The sequence below is a fragment of the Rhizobium sp. AC27/96 genome (genome assembly GCF_001692325.1).
In the GTDB taxonomy this organism is placed as follows: domain Bacteria; phylum Pseudomonadota; class Alphaproteobacteria; order Rhizobiales; family Rhizobiaceae; genus Rhizobium.
In genome coordinates this window covers 391,318-409,435 of sequence record NZ_LXKN01000032.1, presented here as the reverse complement: position 1 = coordinate 409,435, position 18,118 = coordinate 391,318, and the positions used below count along the sequence as shown (strand labels likewise).

The window sequence follows — 18,118 nt, the reverse complement described above, 5'->3', positions numbered from 1 at the left end:
GCGGTCTCAAGGAAGTTTGCGTAACATGGCGAGCAGAACGGGAACGCCGACGATTGCCGTCACCACGCCAATCGGAATCTCCTCGGCCTGTCCGACGAGGCGGCCGATCAGATCCCCCAACGTGACTAAAATGGCACCAAGAACCACGGTCAAGGGAAGGACAAGCGGAAAATGCCGGCCAGCCAGGAAGCGGGCCATATGTGGAACGACCAGCCCGACAAAGACAATCGGTCCGACCGCACCGACAGCACTCGCGGCCAGGGCGCACGACACCAGAAGAACCACCGAGAACTGTCGGCGATAGGCCAAACCAAAGGAGCGGGCGACCTGCGTATCGAATTGCAGAAGCACGAGCGGGCGATAGATCAGAGGCAATGCCGCAAGGCCCGCGACCGTGAACGGCAGCAGAAACAACGCATGGTCCCAGGTGCGGGCATAGAGACTTCCGGACAGCCATTCGAGAATGATTTCGATACGGGCCGATCCCCAGCCCGCAATCAGTCCGATTGCCAGGGCATGAAGGACCGCGCCGATCGCGATCCCGCACAGGGTTATGCGCAGCGCACTGAGCTCCAGCCGAAACGCAAGCATGTAGATGATGCCTCCGGCGATCATCCCGCCCGCAAGGCCGGCGACCGGAAGCCAGGCAATCGGCAACTCCGCGACAGTGTTCTCGCCCGGATTGAAGATATAGACCGTGAACAGGAGGAACACCGTCACACTCAACGTCGCCCCTTGCGATACTCCCATCAACGAAGGGTCGGCGAGCGGATTTCGCGTAATCGTCTGGAGGAGTAGACCGGCCACCGCAAACTGGATACCGGCAAGAACGCCGGTGACGATACGCGGCAGTCGGATGTCGAGGATGATCGATTGTGCCTCGGGCGAGCCTTTGCCGGCCAAAACAGCAAGGACGTCCGCTATCGGGAGATCAACGACTCCGAGGAATACGGAGGCAATCAAGGACAAGAACGCGATCACGAGGGCGATCGACAACATGTTTCCGGGCAATACGGGATTTGCCGGCGCATCCGTCGTCATGAGCCACTACCCCTGAACTGCAAGCGTCCGCGCTGAATGAGATAGATGAACACAGGTCCGCCCAGAAGGGCCGTGATGATGCCGACGGGGAGTTCCTTTGGAATTGCAATCGTCCGAGCCACGAGATCCGCGACCGTTACGATCAGCGCACCGATGGCGGCGCAAAGCCCGATCTCCCATACGGTGCCGCGCGGCTTCATCAAGCGGGCAATATGGGGCGCAGCCAGTCCGACGAAGGCGACGGGCCCCGCAACAGGCGCAATGCCAGCAACCGGACAGACACCCAGCACGAGGAGAACGGGCTTCCAGAAATTGAGCTGCAACCCCATGCCGGCGGCGGCGTGATCGCTGAGCGCAAACATGCCGATCACGCGGTGAAGCGCCAGCGCGCCTGCAATTCCGACGGCGACCCAAGGCAGCATGTAGACGAGATGCGGCCACGACCGCCCCTGGAAGCCGCCCGAGAGCCAGAAAAGAAGAGATGTCGATTGCGGCCCGGTCAACAGCAGAACGTAGATCGTGATCGCTCCGAGAAACAGTGAAATGCTGACGCCGCCGAGCGCCAGATGCAAGGGGCGCCCCTGCCCGCCTTTCGACACCCAGAAGGTGACGGCAGCGGCAGCCAGGCCGCCGGCAAGACCGACAAAAGGGTAATAAGCAGACGATAGCCACGGCAGAAAAACGAAACAGCATACGATCGGGGTGACCGCGCCTGCGGTTACGCCGGTTATCCCGGGATCGGCCAGCGGATTTCTTGTGAGGGTCTGCAGAAGGTAACCGGAAACGGCGAGTCCCGCTCCGGCAAATGCGGCGACGAGACTTCGCGGCAGCCTGAGCGTCCAGACGAGAATGGAATTGACCTTGCCATCCGGCGCGAGCAGGACTTGGGTCGCATCCGCAACGGTCAACATTTTCGCACCCGGCAACAAGCCGAGGAGCACGACCAGAAGGATCGCAGCAACGACGATTGCGATCACCAAGACCGATCTGCGCGCATCCATCATCGCTGCGGCCCGAAGCATCTACTTCTGGATATCAGCCGGAATGATCTTGGCGGCTTCCGCCCTTACATCGACGGCAGGAAATGCATCGGGATAGAGATAGTGTGCGGCCTCGCGCAGCACGATCTCGCGGGCGATCGGACCATTGGTCTCGACCCACTGATCGCCGACGTAGAAAACCCTCTTGTTCTTGACGGCAGTAAGCTCCTGCCAGATCGGGTTGTTTTCATGTGGCCGATCCGGACCAGAGTCATAGATGAAGAGGACTTCGGGATCTTTCTCAAGCATGGTCTCAAGGCTGAGATCTATGCCGAAGGGGCCGCCCGGCGTTTTTGGCCCGGCGATATTGTCGCCGCCGATAGCGGCAACGATGGAGGCGGCGGTGTTCTCGGTGTGGAAGGCAAAAGGCGTCTCCCCGCCCCACATGATGGCGAAGCGCGGATGCGTATTCTTCGGGGCCTTTGCGGCAATCTCATCGAGATGCTTGTGGAAATCCGCATTCAGCTGCAGACCGCGCTCCGGTTTGCCCAAAATCCTGGAGAATTCGGCGATCTCGCGATCACTCTCCGTCAGCAGCTCCATATTGTAAGCGACGTAGGGTGCGATCTTTTCAAGTTGCGGTGCATTGCCGACAGTATAGCGGCGGATCGCAACGATCAGGTCGGGCTTGGCTTGCGACAGCAGCTCGAGATTGGGTTTGGCGCGCTGGCCGATCTGCGCCATCTGCGAGGTCAGCCCAAGCAGGAAGTCGGGCTGGCGACCGGCTGTCATGTAGGTGCTGGCAACCGGCTTTATGCCCAGTGCAAGCGCGACATCGTCGGCAAAATAGGAAATGGCGGCAATCCGCTTCGGCTGAGCGGGCACCTCTACCTTGATGCCGCGGTCATCCGTGATCGAGACGGTTTTCGCATCCTGGGCGGCAACGGGGCCGCCTGCCATCACAGCGAGCAGACCGAGAAGCGATATTATTTTAAGTCGGCTGTTCGCCATCGCAATATCCTCCATCAAACAAGCCAATGGCTTTAGTCAAAAAAGAGGAGTTTTACAATCCAGTTTACTTCGACTTGCGCGAGCATTACCGGCGCTCGCTGATCATATGCTCTGGGACCAGATGGCATGGCAAACCGACCGATCGATACGGTGGTTTCTCACGCCCGCAGCGCCGCGGCCGGGCTAGAGCGCAACGCGCTGAAAGCGGGAACGATAGAGATCAGTCCCGCAACGGCCAGGAAGCCGGCCACGAGCCACAAATCGTCGAAGGCGAAAGCGACGGGTAGACGGACTGCTGTCGATGCGGCGAGCCTCGCCGAGATGACAAGTGCAGCCAGATAACCAAGCAGGATGCCGAGCGCGATCCCTGCCGTAAACAGGATGAAGAGCTCGCCCCATACGATTGCGATGATCGACCGGATCGGCGTGCCGAGCGCTCGCAAAGCGCCGATCTGCCGCCGTCTCGAGCCGACATGCATGACGGTCACCAGCACGATGGCGGCGATAACGATCGCCTGCGTGCCGAGTGCGATTGCCAGCAACAGGCTGCGGGCATCGCCGAGCGTCGCGTAGAGCCTGGTCAGCACCTCGGCGGGGAAGACACCGAGTGTCGCTCCTGTGCGATATTCCTGCCGGAGACGATAGGCGTCGGCAATCGTCTTCGGCTTGACGAGTACGGCGGGAACATCAGGCGTCTGCGCATCGAAATGCTCGTCTAACGGGGCATCGGCATCGACATGACCATGCTCGTGTTCATGTTCACCATCCTGATGATACGGCTCGGCACCATGCTGCTCCGCCTCGTCGCCATCATGGTCATGGTGTTCTTCGCCATGCATGCCGTGCAATTGCCAGACGGCGCGGATCGGCACGAGGATAGCCCGGTCCCAGGCCGTACCTGTCGGCGCCATGCGGCCCGTCACCTTGTAAGCAATGGCTGTATGGGTTTCACCGCCGGTTTCGGCTGTGCCATGCATCGGCTTGATTTCGGCGCCCGGCGCCAGCGTCACGTCCGAGCCCACCACCGCCTCGCCGAGACGCGTGAACATCACGCCCTGCGACAGAGCCGGCGATAGAGACGAGATCAGGCTCGTCGTCGTGCCGACGATCGGGAAGCCATAAGCGGAATCGCCAAAGCCGACGGGTGCTGCCAGTTCGACACGTGGATCATTGGCAAGTCGGCCAAGGACGGCACCATCCATCAGCGGCAGCGGTGCCGGCTGGAGGAAGACGGTTGATAGTGCCAGCTGCGTCTCGCTGCCGGCGGCACCCACCAGCAGATCGAACTTTTCCGCGGCACGGGCGCTGCCGAGCCGGACGGCTCGCTCCTGAAGCGTAACGGTCACGCTCAAGGCGACGGACAAGGCAATGAGGACAACGACAGCAAGCGCCCCGCTCCAGAAGCGCCTGAGGTCGGCGAGAATGAACATCATCATTACGCGGCAACCTCTCGGCTATCTTCCTCGATGCGCCCGCTCGCAAGGCGGATGCGACGGCCAACACGCTCGGCAAGCGAGATATCATGCGTCACGACGATAAGGGTGGTCCCCTCTTCGGCCGAAAGCTGCAGCAGAAGTTCGGCAACCTCATTGCCCGCCTGACGGTCGAGGCTCGCGGTTGGTTCGTCCGCAACAATGACGCCCGGACGCTGCAGAAGCGCTCGTGCGACGGCGACGCGCTGCATCTCGCCGCGCGATAGCGTCTCGATCTTCTGCTGCGGGCGGGCAATGCCAGTGGCAGTGAGGAGGTAGAACGCGCGGTCACGCTCGGCGGGCTTCAGTCGACGCGCAAGGCGGACCGGTAGCACGACATTCTCGACGGCGGACAATCCGGGGAACAGGTGAAAATCCTGCATGACGAGGCCGATATTCCCGGCCCGGAACGCGTCGCGCCTTCCATTGGAAAGACGCGTGATCTCCGTGCCGCTCCAGGAAACACTGCCACGCGTGACCGTCTCAAGGCCTGCAATCGCGTTCACGAATGTGCTCTTGCCGGAGCCGGAGGCGCCCGTGATCGCGAGCCGGCCACCGGCCGGCAGATGAAATTTTTCAATGGCCAGCACCGGCGCGGCCAGACCGGGAAACTGCATTTCAAGACCGGAGATATCAAGCGTCAGCATAGTGTCAAGCCGTCCTGAAGGACGCGTCTCGCAGACGCAATTGGCTGATAAAGCCGGTTTCCGGATCCGTCCACGAGCCGAACTCCAGCACGCCCCGCGCCACGATCGGCGCATTGAACTGCACGAAGGTCTGCTTAGCAGAGAGATAGACGACCATGATATTATCGGGCCAGTCGGCGTCAGAAGAGCAGAACGGGCAGAGCGACATCGGAATTTCCGTCAGGACGAAGAAGGCTGCCTCCGCCTTCAGCGGCGGCGCCATGAAGCCGTTGATGGCGACATGCTTACCGCTCAACTGCTTTACCTTGTCGGAAAATTCGAGGCCGAGCGGACCGAAACTCTTGTAGAGCTCGCCGAAGCCGAGCTTTTCGGAAGCCTTTGCGCGCATGGCAATGCCAGCCATGGGCAGCACGGCAGCGGCGGTCATCAGCGCCCGCCGGCTGATGGAAACAGGCTTGTTCTGAGACATGAAAACCCCATGAAATATGGAAGGACAGGCGGCCGGAAGCCGCCTGTCCGCATTCGCCGATCAGGCGATTTACATCTTCTCGGTGCCGAGCGCGAAGGTGTCGACCAGAACCTTGTAGACGTCGCTCTGTTCCATGTAGCCGCGGAAGCCTTCCGCGCCCGGGCCTGCGGCCTGCAGAACGATATCGTCTACGGCATGGACGCCGCTGTCTTCGTCCTTCGGAATGTTGCCCTGTACGAAGACGGCGCCGGGCACGTCCTTGTAGGCTTCGTTGGCAACATATTCCTTCTTCTCGTTCTGGATAGCCGGAACGAAAGGACCGTCGAGCTTCGGACGGAAGGTCTCGTAGTGATCGGGACCGTTGTTGGCCGCGATGAACAGACGACGGGAAACGTCGACGCGGTCCGGATAGCCGTCGCCATCCTTGTCCTCGTAGTTCGGGAAGCCGGCGGCCGCATAGGTGCCTACCTTCTCGCGCATTTCTGTACCCGGCTTATTATCGTCGACGGTGCCGATGATCGAGACACCATGGGTATGGTCGCCGGTAACGACGATCAGCGTGTCCGGGTTCTTCGTCTGGAACTCGCGGGCAACGGCAACGGCCTTGTCGAACTCGATGGTGTCGACCAGGGCGCGGTCCCAATCGAGCGGATGGCTCATCTTGTCGATGGATGCGCCTTCGACCACCAGGAAGAAGCCTTCCGGGTTCTTGGCGAGCTTGTCGAGCGCAACCTTGGTCATGTCAACGAGGCCCGGCTGGTTCGGGAACTTGTCGACGGTGCCCTTCTTGAGGAATTCGCGGTCAAGCGTGACATCGAGGTTGCCGGTGTGGAACAGGCCGAGCAGCTTGTCCTGGTTCGAGCCGGCCGCGGCAGCCAGTTCGTTCTTGTCGGTGGCAACGGCGTAGCCGGCATCCTTGAAGAGCGCGATGTAATCCTTGTCATCCTTGCGCTTCGAACCGGGCACGCTCTTTGCCAGGAAATAGGCCGAGCCGCCGCCGAGCAGGACATCCGGCTTGACGTCATACATCATGCCTACGATCTCGGCCTTGTCGCCGCGCTTGCGGGTGTGGGAGACGAGCGCTGCCGGCGTCGCGTCTTCGACTTCAGCCGTCGTCACGATGCCGAGCGACTTCTTGCCGGTGCGGCGGAGCGCTTCACCGATGGTTTCGACCTTGGGGTCGTCCAGGCTTGCCGGCGTACGGTCGGCATAGACGCCGAGTGCGTTCACGGCAGACTTGTGACCGGTCATATAGGCCGACATGGTGTTGGCGCTATCGGTCGCGATGGCAGAGGTCGAGGACGTGCCGATAAAGGCGACCGGCGGAATATCGTCCATGGCCAGGCGGCCATTGGCTTTGCCTTCCGTCATGCCCTTGGACATGATGCGGGCGCCGGTGCGATGCGCGACGGAAAGACCGTCGCCGAGCAAGAAGATGATGTTCTTTGCCTTGGGTGCCGCCGACGTGGCGTAGACGTCCCAATTGACCGACTTTTTCTCTTCACCGGCCGAAACCTCGACCTTGTACTGGCCGGGCTTTGCGAGCTTGACGCCGCGCAGGATAAGAGCCGAGCCGAGAACCTTGTCTTCGGCACCCTTTTCCTCGGCGACGAAATCAGCCGCCTTGCCGAAGACGGCGTCATAGCTTTCGCCGTTGACGGTGACCTTCACGTCTTCCGGCTTTACCACCTTGCTGAATTCGACCTTGAAGTCGAAGGGCGAGCCAACGAGTACCGTTGCCCGGTCCAAAGGGTAGACGGTTGCTGCATTCGCCGCCCCAGCCAATACGGTTGCCGACACCATAGAAAGAAGAAGTTTACGCATTTCATACCCCCGCGTCTTGGTTACTTCCTCCTCTCCCTTATAAAGGCCAGATGACAATCACATAAAAAACGGCCAACTTTCTGCAACCGTGAATGAACAAATTCATTCACTAAGGATTGCTGATTGTATGTACAGCATCTAAAAAAGAAGCCACTGGCGCCGGCCCATTTTGACCCGAGCTTTTTCTCAGGGCTTCGCGCGGTCCGGATGCGCCGCCTGAAAGGCGGGCAGTTTGGTGCATCTGTCTTCGATCTCGAGGATGCGCCGGAGATCGGTCAGATCGACGCCCCAACGGCGGCCATTATAGACCTGCGGGACAAGACAGATGTCTGCCATCGTCGGCGTATCCCCGAAGCTGAACGCACCATCGAAGCCGCCCAGCATCGCTTCGAGTTTGCGAAGCCCGGTGACAATAAAATGCCGCATCCACTCCTCGCGGGCGTCGGCCTTGTCCGTTATGGTCGTGACATAGGCTGCGACATGCGTGTTGCATATCGGATGGATATCCATGGCAATCGCGTAGGCAAGCGCCCGCACATGCTGCCGGCCCGCAATGTCGACGGGCATCAACCCGCTCTCCGGGCGAAGCTCGGCGAGATATTCGATGATGGACAGCGACTGCGTCAGCGTGTTGCCATCGATCACCAGCGTTGGAACGAACCCCTGGGGATTAAGCGCCAGATAGTCCGGGCTGTTTTGCTCCCCATCCAGCAGGTTGATCGACACGCTCTTGTAGGTGATCCCGAGCATGTTGAGCGCGATGCGGACACGGTAGCTCGCCGACGATCTCCAGTAGTCGTAAAGGATGACGTCACTCATCGCGGCTGCGGCCCCTCGTATTTTTCGACGGCCTGCTCGATCGCCCCGAAGATCGAATGGCCGGCATGATCCTGCATCTCGATGCGAACCTGATCACCGAACCGCAGGAACGGCGTCTTTGGCGCACCGGTTTCGATGGTCTCGATCGTGCGGATCTCGGCAATGCAGGAATAACCAACGCCGCCGCTTTCGACCGGCTTGCCCGGTCCGCCGTCAAGCCTGTTGGAAACCGTTCCGGAACCAACGATTGTGCCGGCCACGAGGCTGCGGGTTTTCGCGGCGTGGGCAATCAGCTCGCCAAAATCGAAGGTCATGTCGATACCGGCATTCGCCTTGCCGAACAGCCTGTTGTTCAGCGTCACGAGCAGCGGCAGATGCAGCTTGCCGCCATCCCAGGCCTCGCCTAGCTCGTCCGGCGTGACTGCAACCGGGGAAAATGCCGAAGCAGGCTTGGACTGGAAGAAGCCGAACCCCTTTGCCAGCTCCTGCGGAATGAGGCCGCGCAGCGACACGTCATTGACGAGCATCACCAGCCGGATGGCCTGGCGGGCAATGTCCGGACTGACTCCCATGGACACGTCGCCAACGATGACGGCGACTTCGCCTTCCATGTCGATCCCATAGGCCTCGTCGGCGGCCACGATCGGATCGCGCGGCGCAACAAAGCCATCCGAGCCGCCTTGATACATCAGCGGATCGACCCAGAAACTCGCCGGCATTTCGGCATTGCGCGCCTTGCGCACCAGTTCGACATGGTTGACATAGGCCGAACCATCCGCCCATTGATAGGCTCGCGGCAGAGGTGACGCGGCGTCATGTTCGTGGAACCTGATCGTCGGCTGCGCTCCCGTCTCGACACCTTCGGCAATCAGCTGAAGTCTCGGCCCCACATGGTCCCAGTCGTCGAGAGCGGCCTGCAAGGTGCGGGCGATATGACCGACCTCGGAGCAGCGGGTGAGATCGCGCGAGACGACGACTAGCCGGCCGTCCCTTGTGGAGTCCTTCAAAGTGGCAAGCTTCATGGTCCGGTTCCGATGTCAGAGAATGCAGGATCGATCTTCACTTGATGCCCGGAGTGCCGTCGAACCTACGCTCCAGACCGTCCCAGCATTCCAGATAATCGTCCTGCAGGGTTTCCAGTTCGGCCGCGTATTTCGTCAGCTGTTGCGGAAACCTGGTCTCGAACATGAAGGCCATGGTGTGATCCAGCTTCACAGGCTTCAGTTCGCTATTGGATGCCTTTTCGAAGCCGGAAGCATCAGGCCCATGCGGCAGCATCATATTGTGCAGGCTCATGCCACCCGGCACGAAGCCCTTTTCCTTGGCATCGTACTGGCCGTGGATCAGCCCCATGAACTCGCTCATGATGTTTCGATGGTACCAGGGCGGGCGGAAGGTATGTTCGGCAACGAGCCAGCGCGGCGGAAATATGACGAAGTCGACATTCGCGGTGCCTGCTGCTTCGGTCGGCGCCGTCAGCACGGTAAAGATCGACGGATCGGGATGGTCGAAGAGGATCGCGCCGACCGGAGAAAACGTTCGCAAGTCATATTTGTAGGGGATGTAGTTGCCGTGCCAGGCGACAACGTCGAGCGGTGAGTGGCCGATGTCGGTAACATAGAACTTGCCGCACCATTTCACGTGTACACGGCAGGGCACTTCCTTGTCCTCATAGGCGGCAACGGGCGTCTTGAAATCGCGGGGATTGGCGAGACAATTCGCGCCGATCGGCCCGCGTTCCGGCAGCGTGAATTTCGCGCCGTAATTCTCGCAAATATATCCGCGCCAGACCTTCTCGTCGCCCTTGCCCATCACCTTGAACATCATGCCGCGGGGAATGACGCAGATCTCCAGGGGCTCGACATCCATGATGCCCATTTCGGTGAAGACCCTGATCGCGCCAACCTGGGGCACGACAAGCAGCTCGCCATCCGCATCGAAGAAATAATCGTCGACCATGTCTTCATTGAAGAGATAGAGGTGTGCGGCCATCCCGGCTTGGGTCAGGACATCGCCCGCCGTTGTGATCGTCCGCATCCCGTCGAGGAAATTCAGCCTCTCCGTCGGCGCCGGCACGGGATCCCAGCGCAGCTGGCCGAGGGGCAGCGAATGATCGTCCAGGCAGGGAGCCGATTTCCAGAACGGATAGGAGGCGTTCGAAAAGCGCCGGGTGTGGCGCACGCTCGGGCGGATGCGATAGAGCCAGGACCGCTCATTCGTGCCGCGCGGCGCGGTGAAAGGCGAGCCGGAAAGCTGCTCGGCATAGAGGCCGTAATTGCATTTCTGCGGGCTGTTCTGGCCTTGCGGCAGAGCGCCCGGCAGCGATTCCGTTTCGAAGTCGTTGCCGAAGCCGGGCATATATTGCAGCGTCTCCGCCGCCGTGGCCTGACGGTTGGAGGCCTTGGATATTGTCTGGTCCATCACTCAATTCCTCCCGAAAACTGAGGATGACCCGGTGCCGGGCACCGGGTCACCTGGAGATCATTCGGCCGCGGTGCCGATGACGCCGCGCTTGATCTGGTCCGCTTCGATGGACTCGAAGAGCGCGCGGAAATTGCCTTCGCCGAAGCCTTCGTCACCCTTGCGCTGGATGAACTCGAAGAAGATCGGGCCGATGACGGTTTTGGAGAAGATCTGCAGCAGGATCTTCGTCAGGCCGCCATTCACCACACCTTCGCCGTCGATGAGGATACCATGTTTCTTCATGCGTTCGATGGGTTCTTCGTGCCCGTTCACTCGTGCATAGGACATCGTGTAATAGGTCTCCGGAGGACCGGGCATGAAGCGCAGGCCGTTGTCGGCGAGCGTATCGGTCGCCTTATAGATATCGTCCGTTCCAACGGCGATATGCTGGATGCCCTCGCCCTTGTATTTCTTCAGGAATTCCTCGATCTGGCTGGTATCGTCCTTCGATTCATTCAGTGGGATGCGGATCTTGCCGCAGGGCGAGGTGATGGCCCGGCTCACCAGACCGGTGATGCGCCCGTCGATATCGAAGAAGTGGATCTGCTTGAAATTGAACAGATCGCGATAGAAATCCCACCACTTGTCCATATTGCCGCGGAAGACATTGTGCGTGAGATGGTCGAGATAATAGAAGCTGACGCCTTCGGGACGCGGGTCGCGCTCGCCGAACCAATCGAACTCGGTGTCGTAGGCCGAACCCTTCTTGCCATAGGTCTCGACGAAATAAAGCAGCGAACCGCCGATGCCGACGATTGCCGGCACATCGAGTGCCTTGTCATTGCCGTCATAGGGAACGGCACCCTTTGAAACCGCATGGTCGAAAGCATGCTTGGCATCGACAACGCGCCATGCCATCGACGGCGCCGCGGGGCCATGATCTGCGATGAAGCGCGCGGCATGGCTGCCCAGCTCGGCGTTCAGAATGTAGTTGATGTCGCCCTGCCGCCAGACGGTGATGTCTTTCGTCTTGTGCTTGGCGACCGGAACATAGCCCATGCGCGTAAAGAGCTCGCGCAGCTTCTCGGGCTCGGGATGAGCGAACTCGACGAACTCGAAACCGTCGGTGCCGGCCGGGTTGTCGGCGGTGATTTCGGACGGCGGCGCATCATGTGGAAAAGGACCCATTTTCTCCTCCTCAGAGACGGTACTTTGACTGTGCAAAGTATGGACCCAAATTCACGCAAAGTGCTTGCATTCTGCGTGATAAAGGAAAATATTATACACGATCTGTGAGCATTTTGAGAGTTTTGCGCAATGGATGAGCCACTCGATAAACTGGATCTGCGTCTTCTTGAGGAATTGCAGAAGGATGGCAGGCTGACGAACAACGAACTCGGCGAACGCATCGCGCTTTCGCCGTCGCAGTGCTCACGCCGGCGCACCCGGCTGGAGGCGGAGGGCTATATTCGTGGCTATCAGGCCAACCTCGATCGGCAGAAGCTGGGTCTTGATATGCTGGTGGTCATTTCCGTGACGCTTGCGACCCATAACCGGGATAATGCCCGCCGCTTCTCGCAGCTGATCAACGGGCTGCCGGAAGTGCTGGAAGCCTATGCGCTGACGGGCGAGATGGATTATCACCTGAAGATCGCGACCCGTGGGCTCGCCGGCCTCTCGCGGTTCGTCAACGACGTGCTGTTGCCGCACGAATCCGTGCAGCATGTGAAGACGTCGATCGTTCTCGACACGCTGAAGACATTCGAGGGGTTCCCCGTGCCGGTGTCGCAGGGCTGGCATGGCGAGGGCGTGAGATAATAATGGCGGCGCAGTTTCGCCAAGAACGCCCGAGGCCCGGCTCCCGAGCGATTTTTTAAATCCAGCAGCAGCCGCGATGGCTACCTATACCTACCAATCCCCATCCATTCATGCTTGAAGAGAATACCCTTTGGCAAGGACGGGCGAGGATAGGTTTGCATGCTGCGCACGGACGAACAGACACGACATTTCGATGATTTTGCCGACATCCTGCTCAGGTGCAATCACCTCTATCGCCCCAGCCTCGATTCCATTACGCTGCTCAACGCCGTCGAAAGCCGGCGCCAGATCGAGATCTTCGATTATACCAACTCTGCCGATGCCTTCACCCGCGCCTTCGGCATGCGCAATTCGCTGAAATGCCTGCAGGCGTTGACCAGCCTCGGCACCGCGATCCACGACTATCGAAAAGTGTGCGATCTTGGTTGTGGTTCGGGCGCATTCAGCCTCGCCTTTGCCTATCTTGCCCGCAATCCCAATCTTGAGCTTCATGGATTGGACGCGGCGGAAACCCAGCTTTCGCTGAGTGAAGAACTCATGTCGGTCGCCCGGCTTCCGGGAAAGTTTGCATTCGAGCAGCGCAGCCTGCCGGCGCCGATCGGCTACCTCCCCGATCTGACACTCTCCTCCTACTGGTTCTGCGAGAACGAGCACGTCATTTTCGATCCCGCACTGTTCGATCTCACGGTCGGGAAGGAATTGCTTGTTGTCGACTATGAAAAGATTATCGATCACATCACGGCGTTCCTTCCAAGAGGCTTCCGCGTTCTTGGACGATACAGTGCGAATATCGAAGTGCCCGCCGCCCTGACCGAATTCGTCGCCCAGGAAAAAGCAAGCGTCCACAGCATCCATATCGGCCGAGTGCTGGACTAGTAGTTCCGACGAAATTGCTCTCCGATTTACAAAGAGCATTGCCGCCCCTGGAATAGCGAAGATCGGCTCACCAGCTATCTGCCAACCCGCTGGTCCGGGCCCCTCTGGTGAGAGCCGTCGGCGCTCTTGCGATGTCGGACCTTTTCCGACACCGTGCGCCGACTGAGGTTCTCCTTCGTGGAAGCATCACTGTTTTTTGTCGAGTGGCTGGGAAAGCCACTCTGGATGTGGGCGAGCTTTATTGCCCTCGTCATCGCCATCCTCTCCTTCGATCTCGGCATTCTGCATAAGAAGAACAAGGAGATCGGCGTCGGCGAGAGCATCAAGCTCTCCGCCCTCTACATCTCGCTCGGCCTCGCCTTCGGCGCTTGGGTATGGTGGTATCTCGGCGCGGAATCCGGCCTTGCCTACATGACCGGCTTCGTCGTTGAAAAGACGCTCGCACTCGACAACGTCTTCGTCATCGCCCTGATTTTCTCGTTCTTCGCTGTCCCGCGCCTCTATCAGCACCGCGTGCTCTTCTGGGGCATCCTCGGCGTCATCGTGCTGCGCGCCATCATGATCGGCGTCGGTGCGACGCTGGTCGCCGAGTTCTCGTGGCTCCTCTATGTCTTCGCCGCGTTTCTGATCGTCACCGGCATCAAGATGCTGGTCATGAAGGATGCCGAGCCGGATATGTCGAAGAACCCGCTGGTCCGCCTCATGCGCAACCGCTTCAACATCACCGACAACCATCACGGCGAACGGTTCTTCGTGAAGCAGGCCGATCCGCAGACGGGCAAGCTGGTCTGGTTCATCACGCCGCTGTTCATGGCCCTGGTGGTGATCGAAGTCGCCGATGTCATCTTCGCCGTGGATTCGGTGCCTGCAATCTTCGCCATCACGACCGACCCGTTCATCGTCTACACGTCGAACATCTTCGCAATCCTCGGCCTGCGCGCCCTCTATTTCGCGCTGGCAGCGATGATCCACCGGTTCAAATATCTGAAGCCGGCCCTTGCCATCGTGCTTGTCTTCATCGGTTCGAAGATCTTCGCGGCGGACCTGCTGGGTCTGGAAAAATTCCCGGCCGCCCTGTCGCTCGGCATCACCTTTGCGATCATCGCCAGCGGCGTCGTCTGGAGCCTCGTGAAGACACGCGGCCAAGCCGGCGAGGCCTGAGCCAGCAGAGTGCCCGCCAAGTCGGTGGGCACTATCACCCCCGTACCCGAACCGACATTTGAAAAGGACTGGACATGCTCTCCAATCTCATCGCATCCCTCTTTGCAACCTTCGCGCTCGCTCCATTGCAGGCCGAGATCGAGCGGTACGCCACCGCCGCAGGCCAGCCGGTCGAGATCGTCAGGCAGTCGCAGGCATGCCTGACGACCGAAGGGCCGCTGCTGGTAAAGCGCGCCTCGGAAGATATGGTCTGGACCATCTCCACCGTTATCGGCGTCGCCACAGGGTGGAGCGATCCGGTGGATCTGCTCAACAAGAACAACCCGGATTGCGCAGCCGTCATCGGCCTTCTCAAGACTAAGGGCGCCGACGAGGCCTGATAGGCTGCCAGCGCAGCCTCCTCCGACAATTCCATCCAGGGAAAGAGGATGACGGAACAGACAGAAGACGCGGCATCCGCTCGGCTCTACGAATTGGCGAGGCTCGCCCAGTCCCAAGGCGGCATCTCCCTGGGCGAAGTTCTCTGCGCTCTTGGCCGCACGAGCATGGCTTTCACCATTCTCGTTCTCGCATTGCCGCCCATGATCCCCATACCGGGGCCGTTCGGCGTGGTGTTCGGAACCGCCCTTGCCATCGTCGCGGCCCAGATCGCAATTGGCCGCCAGTCCATTTGGCTTCCATCCTTCCTCAGCCGGCGCCGACTGTCGCCGGCTGTCGTGGAGCTGATGGTTCGCTACAGCGCACCGATCCTTGCCAGGGTCGAGGCCATGGTTCGCCCCGGCCGTCTGGCCGTCTTTACAGGCCGGACAATGCAATGGCTGATGTCATTTCCGATCTTCGTATTGGCGGTCGCCATCGCCCTGCCGATCCCGCTCGGCAATTTCCTGCCGGTGCTGGCGCTTATCGTCATTTCCGTCGCCCTGATCGCCCGAGACGGATTGCTGGTGCTGGCAGCTCTGCTGCTATCCGCGCTCGCATTCGTTGCAACGGCCTGGCTGATGCAAATGGCCCTGACCGGGTTGACCGCAATCGCATCCTGAAATGCGGGCTGGGAGCTGCGTCGGAAAGCGATGATAGAGCTGAGGTCGAATTGCCGCACCGTGCTGTAGTGTGGCAATCCGGGTCTTGTCACCCACAACGTCCTCTCCAATTATAGCATCGACATCGCAAGGCTGACCTCTTAGGCGTTGCGTCCAGCAAGGATTAGATCTTCCATGCCTTTCTGCCCCTCGCCATTCACTCGGGTCGCCACACTTGCCGGCGCTGGAGCATTCCTGCTCAGTGCGCAGATTTCAACGGCGCAAGATATGGCTGTTCAGTCGCCATGGCCTGACACGCCGACATCGCGGGTGGAGGCCCTTGCAATCCTGCAAACGCTGAATGCCGATCTTCTCAGCAATGCCAGTGCCACGCTGACGCTCGATCGCTGGTGCGCTGCCCACAAGCTGGCGCCGGCAGGCTCCAAGATCGTGGCACAACGGGTCCGTGGTCAGGACAAACCGGCCGATACCCATATTCGCGAGTTGCTCGCGGTCGGGCCAAGCGAACCGGTCGCCTATCGCCGCGTTCGACTGGCGTGCGGCGATCGCATTCTGTCGGAGGCCGATAATTGGTATGTACCGGCAAAGCTGACTTCCGAAATGAACGAGGCCCTGAACACGAGCGATGTCGCCTTCGGCCGGGCCGTGCAGGCTCTCAAATTCACCCGCACGAACCTGTCGGCGCAATTACTCTGGTCGCCGCTTCCGCAGGGTTGGGAGATGGGGACGGCCCTTCCCGCATCCGGCACGGGCTCTCTCGCCCCGCCCCCCTTCGTTCTCGAGCACCACGCCGTGCTGAAACTGCCCGACGGCACACCGTTCAGTGCGCTGGTCGAGAGCTATACGCGCAGCGTATTGGATTTTCCGGCGCCGCCCGCGCTATGAGCATCGTCGCCGGGCATTTGGTTTAGAAGCGCACCTCAGAGACAAAGCGCACCGCGCTACCAGGCAATCGGGCGTCATGTCATCCTATTGGGAGCTGCCGGGGCCTGCGATTCCACGAGCTGCATGACCCAAAGGTCTTGCTCCAGCCTTGCGCCAAACAAGGAAAAAGCCAGCTTCACACAAGTCATTCTCGTTATCGTGGCGGCATCAGCAACGTGCGAGGAACCAATGAGCATCTTTGGTAGCATGAAAACGGCAGTTTCAGGCATGAATGCGCAGGCAAATAAGCTTAGCACCGTGTCGGACAACATCGCAAACGTCAACACAACGGCCTATAAGTCGGCAACGGCCAGCTTTTCGTCGTTGATCCTGCCCTCGGGCGGCGGCAACTACAATTCCGGTAGTGTCGAGACGAATATCAGCTATTCAGTAACGCAGCAGGGCGACGCCATCTCCACCTCGTCGGGCACTGACCTGTCGATCCGCGGCGCCGGCTTCTTCGTCGTGCAGGCAGCAGACGGCTCGACGGTTCTGACGCGCGCGGGCGACTTCACCCCGGATGCCAACGGCAATCTGGTGAATTCCGCCGGCTACACCCTGATGGGTTATTCCTACGCATCGGGCGCTCCGGCTGTCGTCGTCAACGGCTTCGACGGCCTAGTGCCGATCAACGTCAACCAGAGCGGCCTTGCCAACTCGCCCTCGACTTCGGGCAGCTTTACCGGCAACCTCAATTCGGGTGCAACGGTTGTTGTCCCGAGCGCGACCGAGACATTGCCGAGCGCCAACTTGGCAACGACGACATCGAATACCCAGAAGAGCTCGGTGGTTGCCTATGACAAGCTCGGCAATACCGTCATGTATGACATCTACTATACCAAGACCCAGGCTGCCGACTCCACCGCGACGCCGCCGACGACGGACCAGTGGCAAGTCGCCGTCTACCGCAACGCCGATGCGAATACCTCCGGCAGCGGTTCGTCCTTCCCCTACTCCTCCGGTCCTGTTGCCACCAGCACGCTGAAGTTCGATGCATCGGGTAACATGACCTCGGGTGGCTCATTCACCATCACCGATCCAAAGACCGCCGGGTCGATCACGATGGATCTGACCAAGATGACCCAGAAAGCCTCGGCTTTCGCCTCCACCGGTTCGACCAACGGACAAGCGGCAGCCGCGGTCACCGGCGTCACCATCGACAAGAACGGTGTCGTCTATGCCAATTATGCGAAGGGCGACCCGAAGGCGATCTATCAGATCCCTCTGGCAACCGTCGCAAGCCCGGACAAGCTGTCGCTCCTGAGCGGCAACGTCTATCAGGCCAATGCCGACTCCGGCGTGACGGTCACGAGCTTCGCCAACAGCAACGGCCTCGGCTACATCCAGTCCAACTCGCTTGAAGCTTCGAACGTCGACCTCGCTGGCCAGCTGACCGACATGATCCAGGCACAGAAGAGCTACACCGCCAATTCCAAGGTGTTCCAGACCGGCTCCGACCTGTTGGACGTCCTAGTCAATCTCCAGCGCTGATTTCCGCGCCTCACAGTCAAAGGGCCCTTCGGGGCCCTTTTTGTTTCTGGATTCACGCGGCTGGTTTTGCGGAAGTCTGCGTCGCCAACTGCTCCTCACCGCCATGCCTCCAAATTCAATTGCCCGGCGCCAAGACAACCGT

Annotated in this window: 18 protein-coding genes; 7 read left to right on the top strand and 11 right to left on the bottom strand. The window is 60.1% G+C overall.

Going from position 1 to position 18,118, the window contains the following annotated elements; genetic code table 11:
* Window positions 1–6: 6 nt before the first annotated feature.
* From A6U86_RS23555 to hppD, 11 genes are all read right to left on the bottom strand, one after another.
* The gene (locus A6U86_RS23555) at window positions 7–999 is read right to left on the bottom strand and encodes an iron ABC transporter permease (RefSeq protein WP_141683796.1); all 993 of its coding nucleotides are present in this window, start codon (window positions 997–999) and stop codon (window positions 7–9) included.
* Window positions 1,000–1,037: 38 nt separating this feature from the next.
* On the bottom strand, window positions 1,038–2,042 hold the full coding sequence (locus A6U86_RS23550) for an iron ABC transporter permease (RefSeq protein ID WP_068396104.1): 1,005 nt from the start codon (window positions 2,040–2,042) through the stop codon (window positions 1,038–1,040).
* Window positions 2,043–2,063: 21 nt separating this feature from the next.
* Window positions 2,064–3,032 carry an ABC transporter substrate-binding protein gene (locus tag A6U86_RS23545; protein WP_068396102.1) on the bottom strand — a complete coding sequence of 323 codons (969 nt, stop codon included), beginning with the start codon at window positions 3,030–3,032 and terminating at the stop codon, window positions 2,064–2,066.
* A gap of 158 nt (window positions 3,033–3,190) precedes the next feature.
* Window positions 3,191–4,468 carry an ABC transporter permease gene (locus A6U86_RS23540; protein WP_068395823.1) on the bottom strand — a complete coding sequence of 426 codons (1,278 nt, stop codon included), beginning with the start codon at window positions 4,466–4,468 and terminating at the stop codon, window positions 3,191–3,193.
* A complete protein-coding gene (locus tag A6U86_RS23535; RefSeq protein ID WP_068395820.1) occupies window positions 4,468–5,151 on the bottom strand; it encodes an ABC transporter ATP-binding protein in 684 nt (227 codons plus the stop codon). Before A6U86_RS23535 ends, A6U86_RS23540 begins: the two co-directional genes overlap by 1 nt.
* Before the next feature lie 4 nt (window positions 5,152–5,155).
* Window positions 5,156–5,620, bottom strand: a complete 465-nt coding sequence (locus A6U86_RS23530; RefSeq protein ID WP_068395816.1) for a hypothetical protein — start codon at window positions 5,618–5,620, stop codon at window positions 5,156–5,158.
* Window positions 5,621–5,689: 69 nt separating this feature from the next.
* Window positions 5,690–7,444 carry an alkaline phosphatase gene (locus A6U86_RS23525; protein WP_068395812.1) on the bottom strand — a complete coding sequence of 585 codons (1,755 nt, stop codon included), beginning with the start codon at window positions 7,442–7,444 and terminating at the stop codon, window positions 5,690–5,692.
* Window positions 7,445–7,630: 186 nt separating this feature from the next.
* The gene (gene maiA, locus A6U86_RS23520; RefSeq protein WP_068395809.1) at window positions 7,631–8,263 is read right to left on the bottom strand and encodes a maleylacetoacetate isomerase; all 633 of its coding nucleotides are present in this window, start codon (window positions 8,261–8,263) and stop codon (window positions 7,631–7,633) included.
* Window positions 8,260–9,285, bottom strand: a complete 1,026-nt coding sequence (locus tag A6U86_RS23515) for a fumarylacetoacetate hydrolase family protein (RefSeq protein WP_068395805.1) — start codon at window positions 9,283–9,285, stop codon at window positions 8,260–8,262. Before A6U86_RS23515 ends, maiA begins: the two co-directional genes overlap by 4 nt.
* Window positions 9,286–9,322: 37 nt before the next feature.
* Window positions 9,323–10,684, bottom strand: coding sequence for a homogentisate 1,2-dioxygenase (gene hmgA, locus A6U86_RS23510; RefSeq protein WP_068395802.1), 1,362 nt, complete (start codon window positions 10,682–10,684; stop codon window positions 9,323–9,325).
* Window positions 10,685–10,744: 60 nt separating this feature from the next.
* A complete protein-coding gene (gene hppD / locus A6U86_RS23505; protein ID WP_068395798.1) occupies window positions 10,745–11,854 on the bottom strand; it encodes a 4-hydroxyphenylpyruvate dioxygenase in 1,110 nt (369 codons plus the stop codon).
* Window positions 11,855–11,983: 129 nt separating this feature from the next.
* On the opposite strand from hppD, the gene A6U86_RS23500 reads away from it, so the two are divergent.
* The 7 genes from A6U86_RS23500 to A6U86_RS23470 all read left to right on the top strand — a co-directional run bounded on the left by A6U86_RS23500 (window position 11,984) and on the right by A6U86_RS23470 (window position 17,976).
* Window positions 11,984–12,484, top strand: a complete 501-nt coding sequence (locus A6U86_RS23500; RefSeq protein ID WP_068395795.1) for an Lrp/AsnC family transcriptional regulator — start codon at window positions 11,984–11,986, stop codon at window positions 12,482–12,484.
* A gap of 159 nt (window positions 12,485–12,643) precedes the next feature.
* Window positions 12,644–13,360 carry a methyltransferase domain-containing protein gene (locus A6U86_RS23495; RefSeq protein WP_068395791.1) on the top strand — a complete coding sequence of 239 codons (717 nt, stop codon included), beginning with the start codon at window positions 12,644–12,646 and terminating at the stop codon, window positions 13,358–13,360.
* Window positions 13,361–13,585: 225 nt separating this feature from the next.
* Entirely contained in the window at window positions 13,586–14,521 is a 936-nt protein-coding gene (locus A6U86_RS23490; protein ID WP_068395788.1) for a TerC family protein, read from the top strand.
* Between the two features lie 74 nt (window positions 14,522–14,595).
* On the top strand, window positions 14,596–14,901 hold the full coding sequence (locus A6U86_RS23485) for a hypothetical protein (RefSeq protein WP_068395785.1): 306 nt from the start codon (window positions 14,596–14,598) through the stop codon (window positions 14,899–14,901).
* A 48-nt stretch (window positions 14,902–14,949) separates the two neighbouring features.
* Window positions 14,950–15,561: an exopolysaccharide biosynthesis protein gene (locus tag A6U86_RS23480; RefSeq protein WP_068395781.1), complete on the top strand. Its 612-nt coding sequence runs from the start codon at window positions 14,950–14,952 to the stop codon at window positions 15,559–15,561.
* A 174-nt stretch (window positions 15,562–15,735) separates the two neighbouring features.
* Window positions 15,736–16,446: a hypothetical protein gene (locus A6U86_RS23475; RefSeq protein WP_068395778.1), complete on the top strand. Its 711-nt coding sequence runs from the start codon at window positions 15,736–15,738 to the stop codon at window positions 16,444–16,446.
* Window positions 16,447–16,674: 228 nt separating this feature from the next.
* Entirely contained in the window at window positions 16,675–17,976 is a 1,302-nt protein-coding gene (locus tag A6U86_RS23470) for a flagellar hook protein FlgE (RefSeq protein ID WP_068395775.1), read from the top strand.
* The last annotated feature ends 142 nt before the right edge of the window (window positions 17,977–18,118 follow it).

Excerpts from the sequence above, each read along its gene's own strand:
- A6U86_RS23535 (WP_068395820.1), bottom strand. The coding sequence starts at position 5,151 with ATGCTGACGCTTGATATCTCCGGTCTTGAAATGCAGTTTCCCGGTCTG.
- A6U86_RS23545 (WP_068396102.1), bottom strand. The coding sequence starts at position 3,032 with ATGGCGAACAGCCGACTTAAAATAATATCGCTTCTCGGTCTGCTCGCT.
- A6U86_RS23490 (WP_068395788.1), top strand. The coding sequence starts at position 13,586 with ATGTGGGCGAGCTTTATTGCCCTCGTCATCGCCATCCTCTCCTTCGAT.
- hppD (WP_068395798.1), bottom strand. The coding sequence starts at position 11,854 with ATGGGTCCTTTTCCACATGATGCGCCGCCGTCCGAAATCACCGCCGAC.
- A6U86_RS23515 (WP_068395805.1), bottom strand. The coding sequence starts at position 9,285 with ATGAAGCTTGCCACTTTGAAGGACTCCACAAGGGACGGCCGGCTAGTC.
- maiA (WP_068395809.1), bottom strand. The coding sequence starts at position 8,263 with ATGAGTGACGTCATCCTTTACGACTACTGGAGATCGTCGGCGAGCTAC.
- A6U86_RS23530 (WP_068395816.1), bottom strand. The coding sequence starts at position 5,620 with ATGTCTCAGAACAAGCCTGTTTCCATCAGCCGGCGGGCGCTGATGACC.
- A6U86_RS23495 (WP_068395791.1), top strand. The coding sequence starts at position 12,644 with ATGCTGCGCACGGACGAACAGACACGACATTTCGATGATTTTGCCGAC.
- A6U86_RS23485 (WP_068395785.1), top strand. The coding sequence starts at position 14,596 with ATGCTCTCCAATCTCATCGCATCCCTCTTTGCAACCTTCGCGCTCGCT.
- A6U86_RS23500 (WP_068395795.1), top strand. The coding sequence starts at position 11,984 with ATGGATGAGCCACTCGATAAACTGGATCTGCGTCTTCTTGAGGAATTG.
- A6U86_RS23480 (WP_068395781.1), top strand. The coding sequence starts at position 14,950 with ATGACGGAACAGACAGAAGACGCGGCATCCGCTCGGCTCTACGAATTG.
- A6U86_RS23470 (WP_068395775.1), top strand. The coding sequence starts at position 16,675 with ATGAGCATCTTTGGTAGCATGAAAACGGCAGTTTCAGGCATGAATGCG.
- A6U86_RS23475 (WP_068395778.1), top strand. The coding sequence starts at position 15,736 with ATGCCTTTCTGCCCCTCGCCATTCACTCGGGTCGCCACACTTGCCGGC.
- A6U86_RS23550 (WP_068396104.1), bottom strand. The coding sequence starts at position 2,042 with ATGGATGCGCGCAGATCGGTCTTGGTGATCGCAATCGTCGTTGCTGCG.
- A6U86_RS23555 (WP_141683796.1), bottom strand. The coding sequence starts at position 999 with ATGTTGTCGATCGCCCTCGTGATCGCGTTCTTGTCCTTGATTGCCTCC.
- A6U86_RS23540 (WP_068395823.1), bottom strand. The coding sequence starts at position 4,468 with ATGATGATGTTCATTCTCGCCGACCTCAGGCGCTTCTGGAGCGGGGCG.
- hmgA (WP_068395802.1), bottom strand. The coding sequence starts at position 10,684 with ATGGACCAGACAATATCCAAGGCCTCCAACCGTCAGGCCACGGCGGCG.
- A6U86_RS23525 (WP_068395812.1), bottom strand. The coding sequence starts at position 7,444 with ATGCGTAAACTTCTTCTTTCTATGGTGTCGGCAACCGTATTGGCTGGG.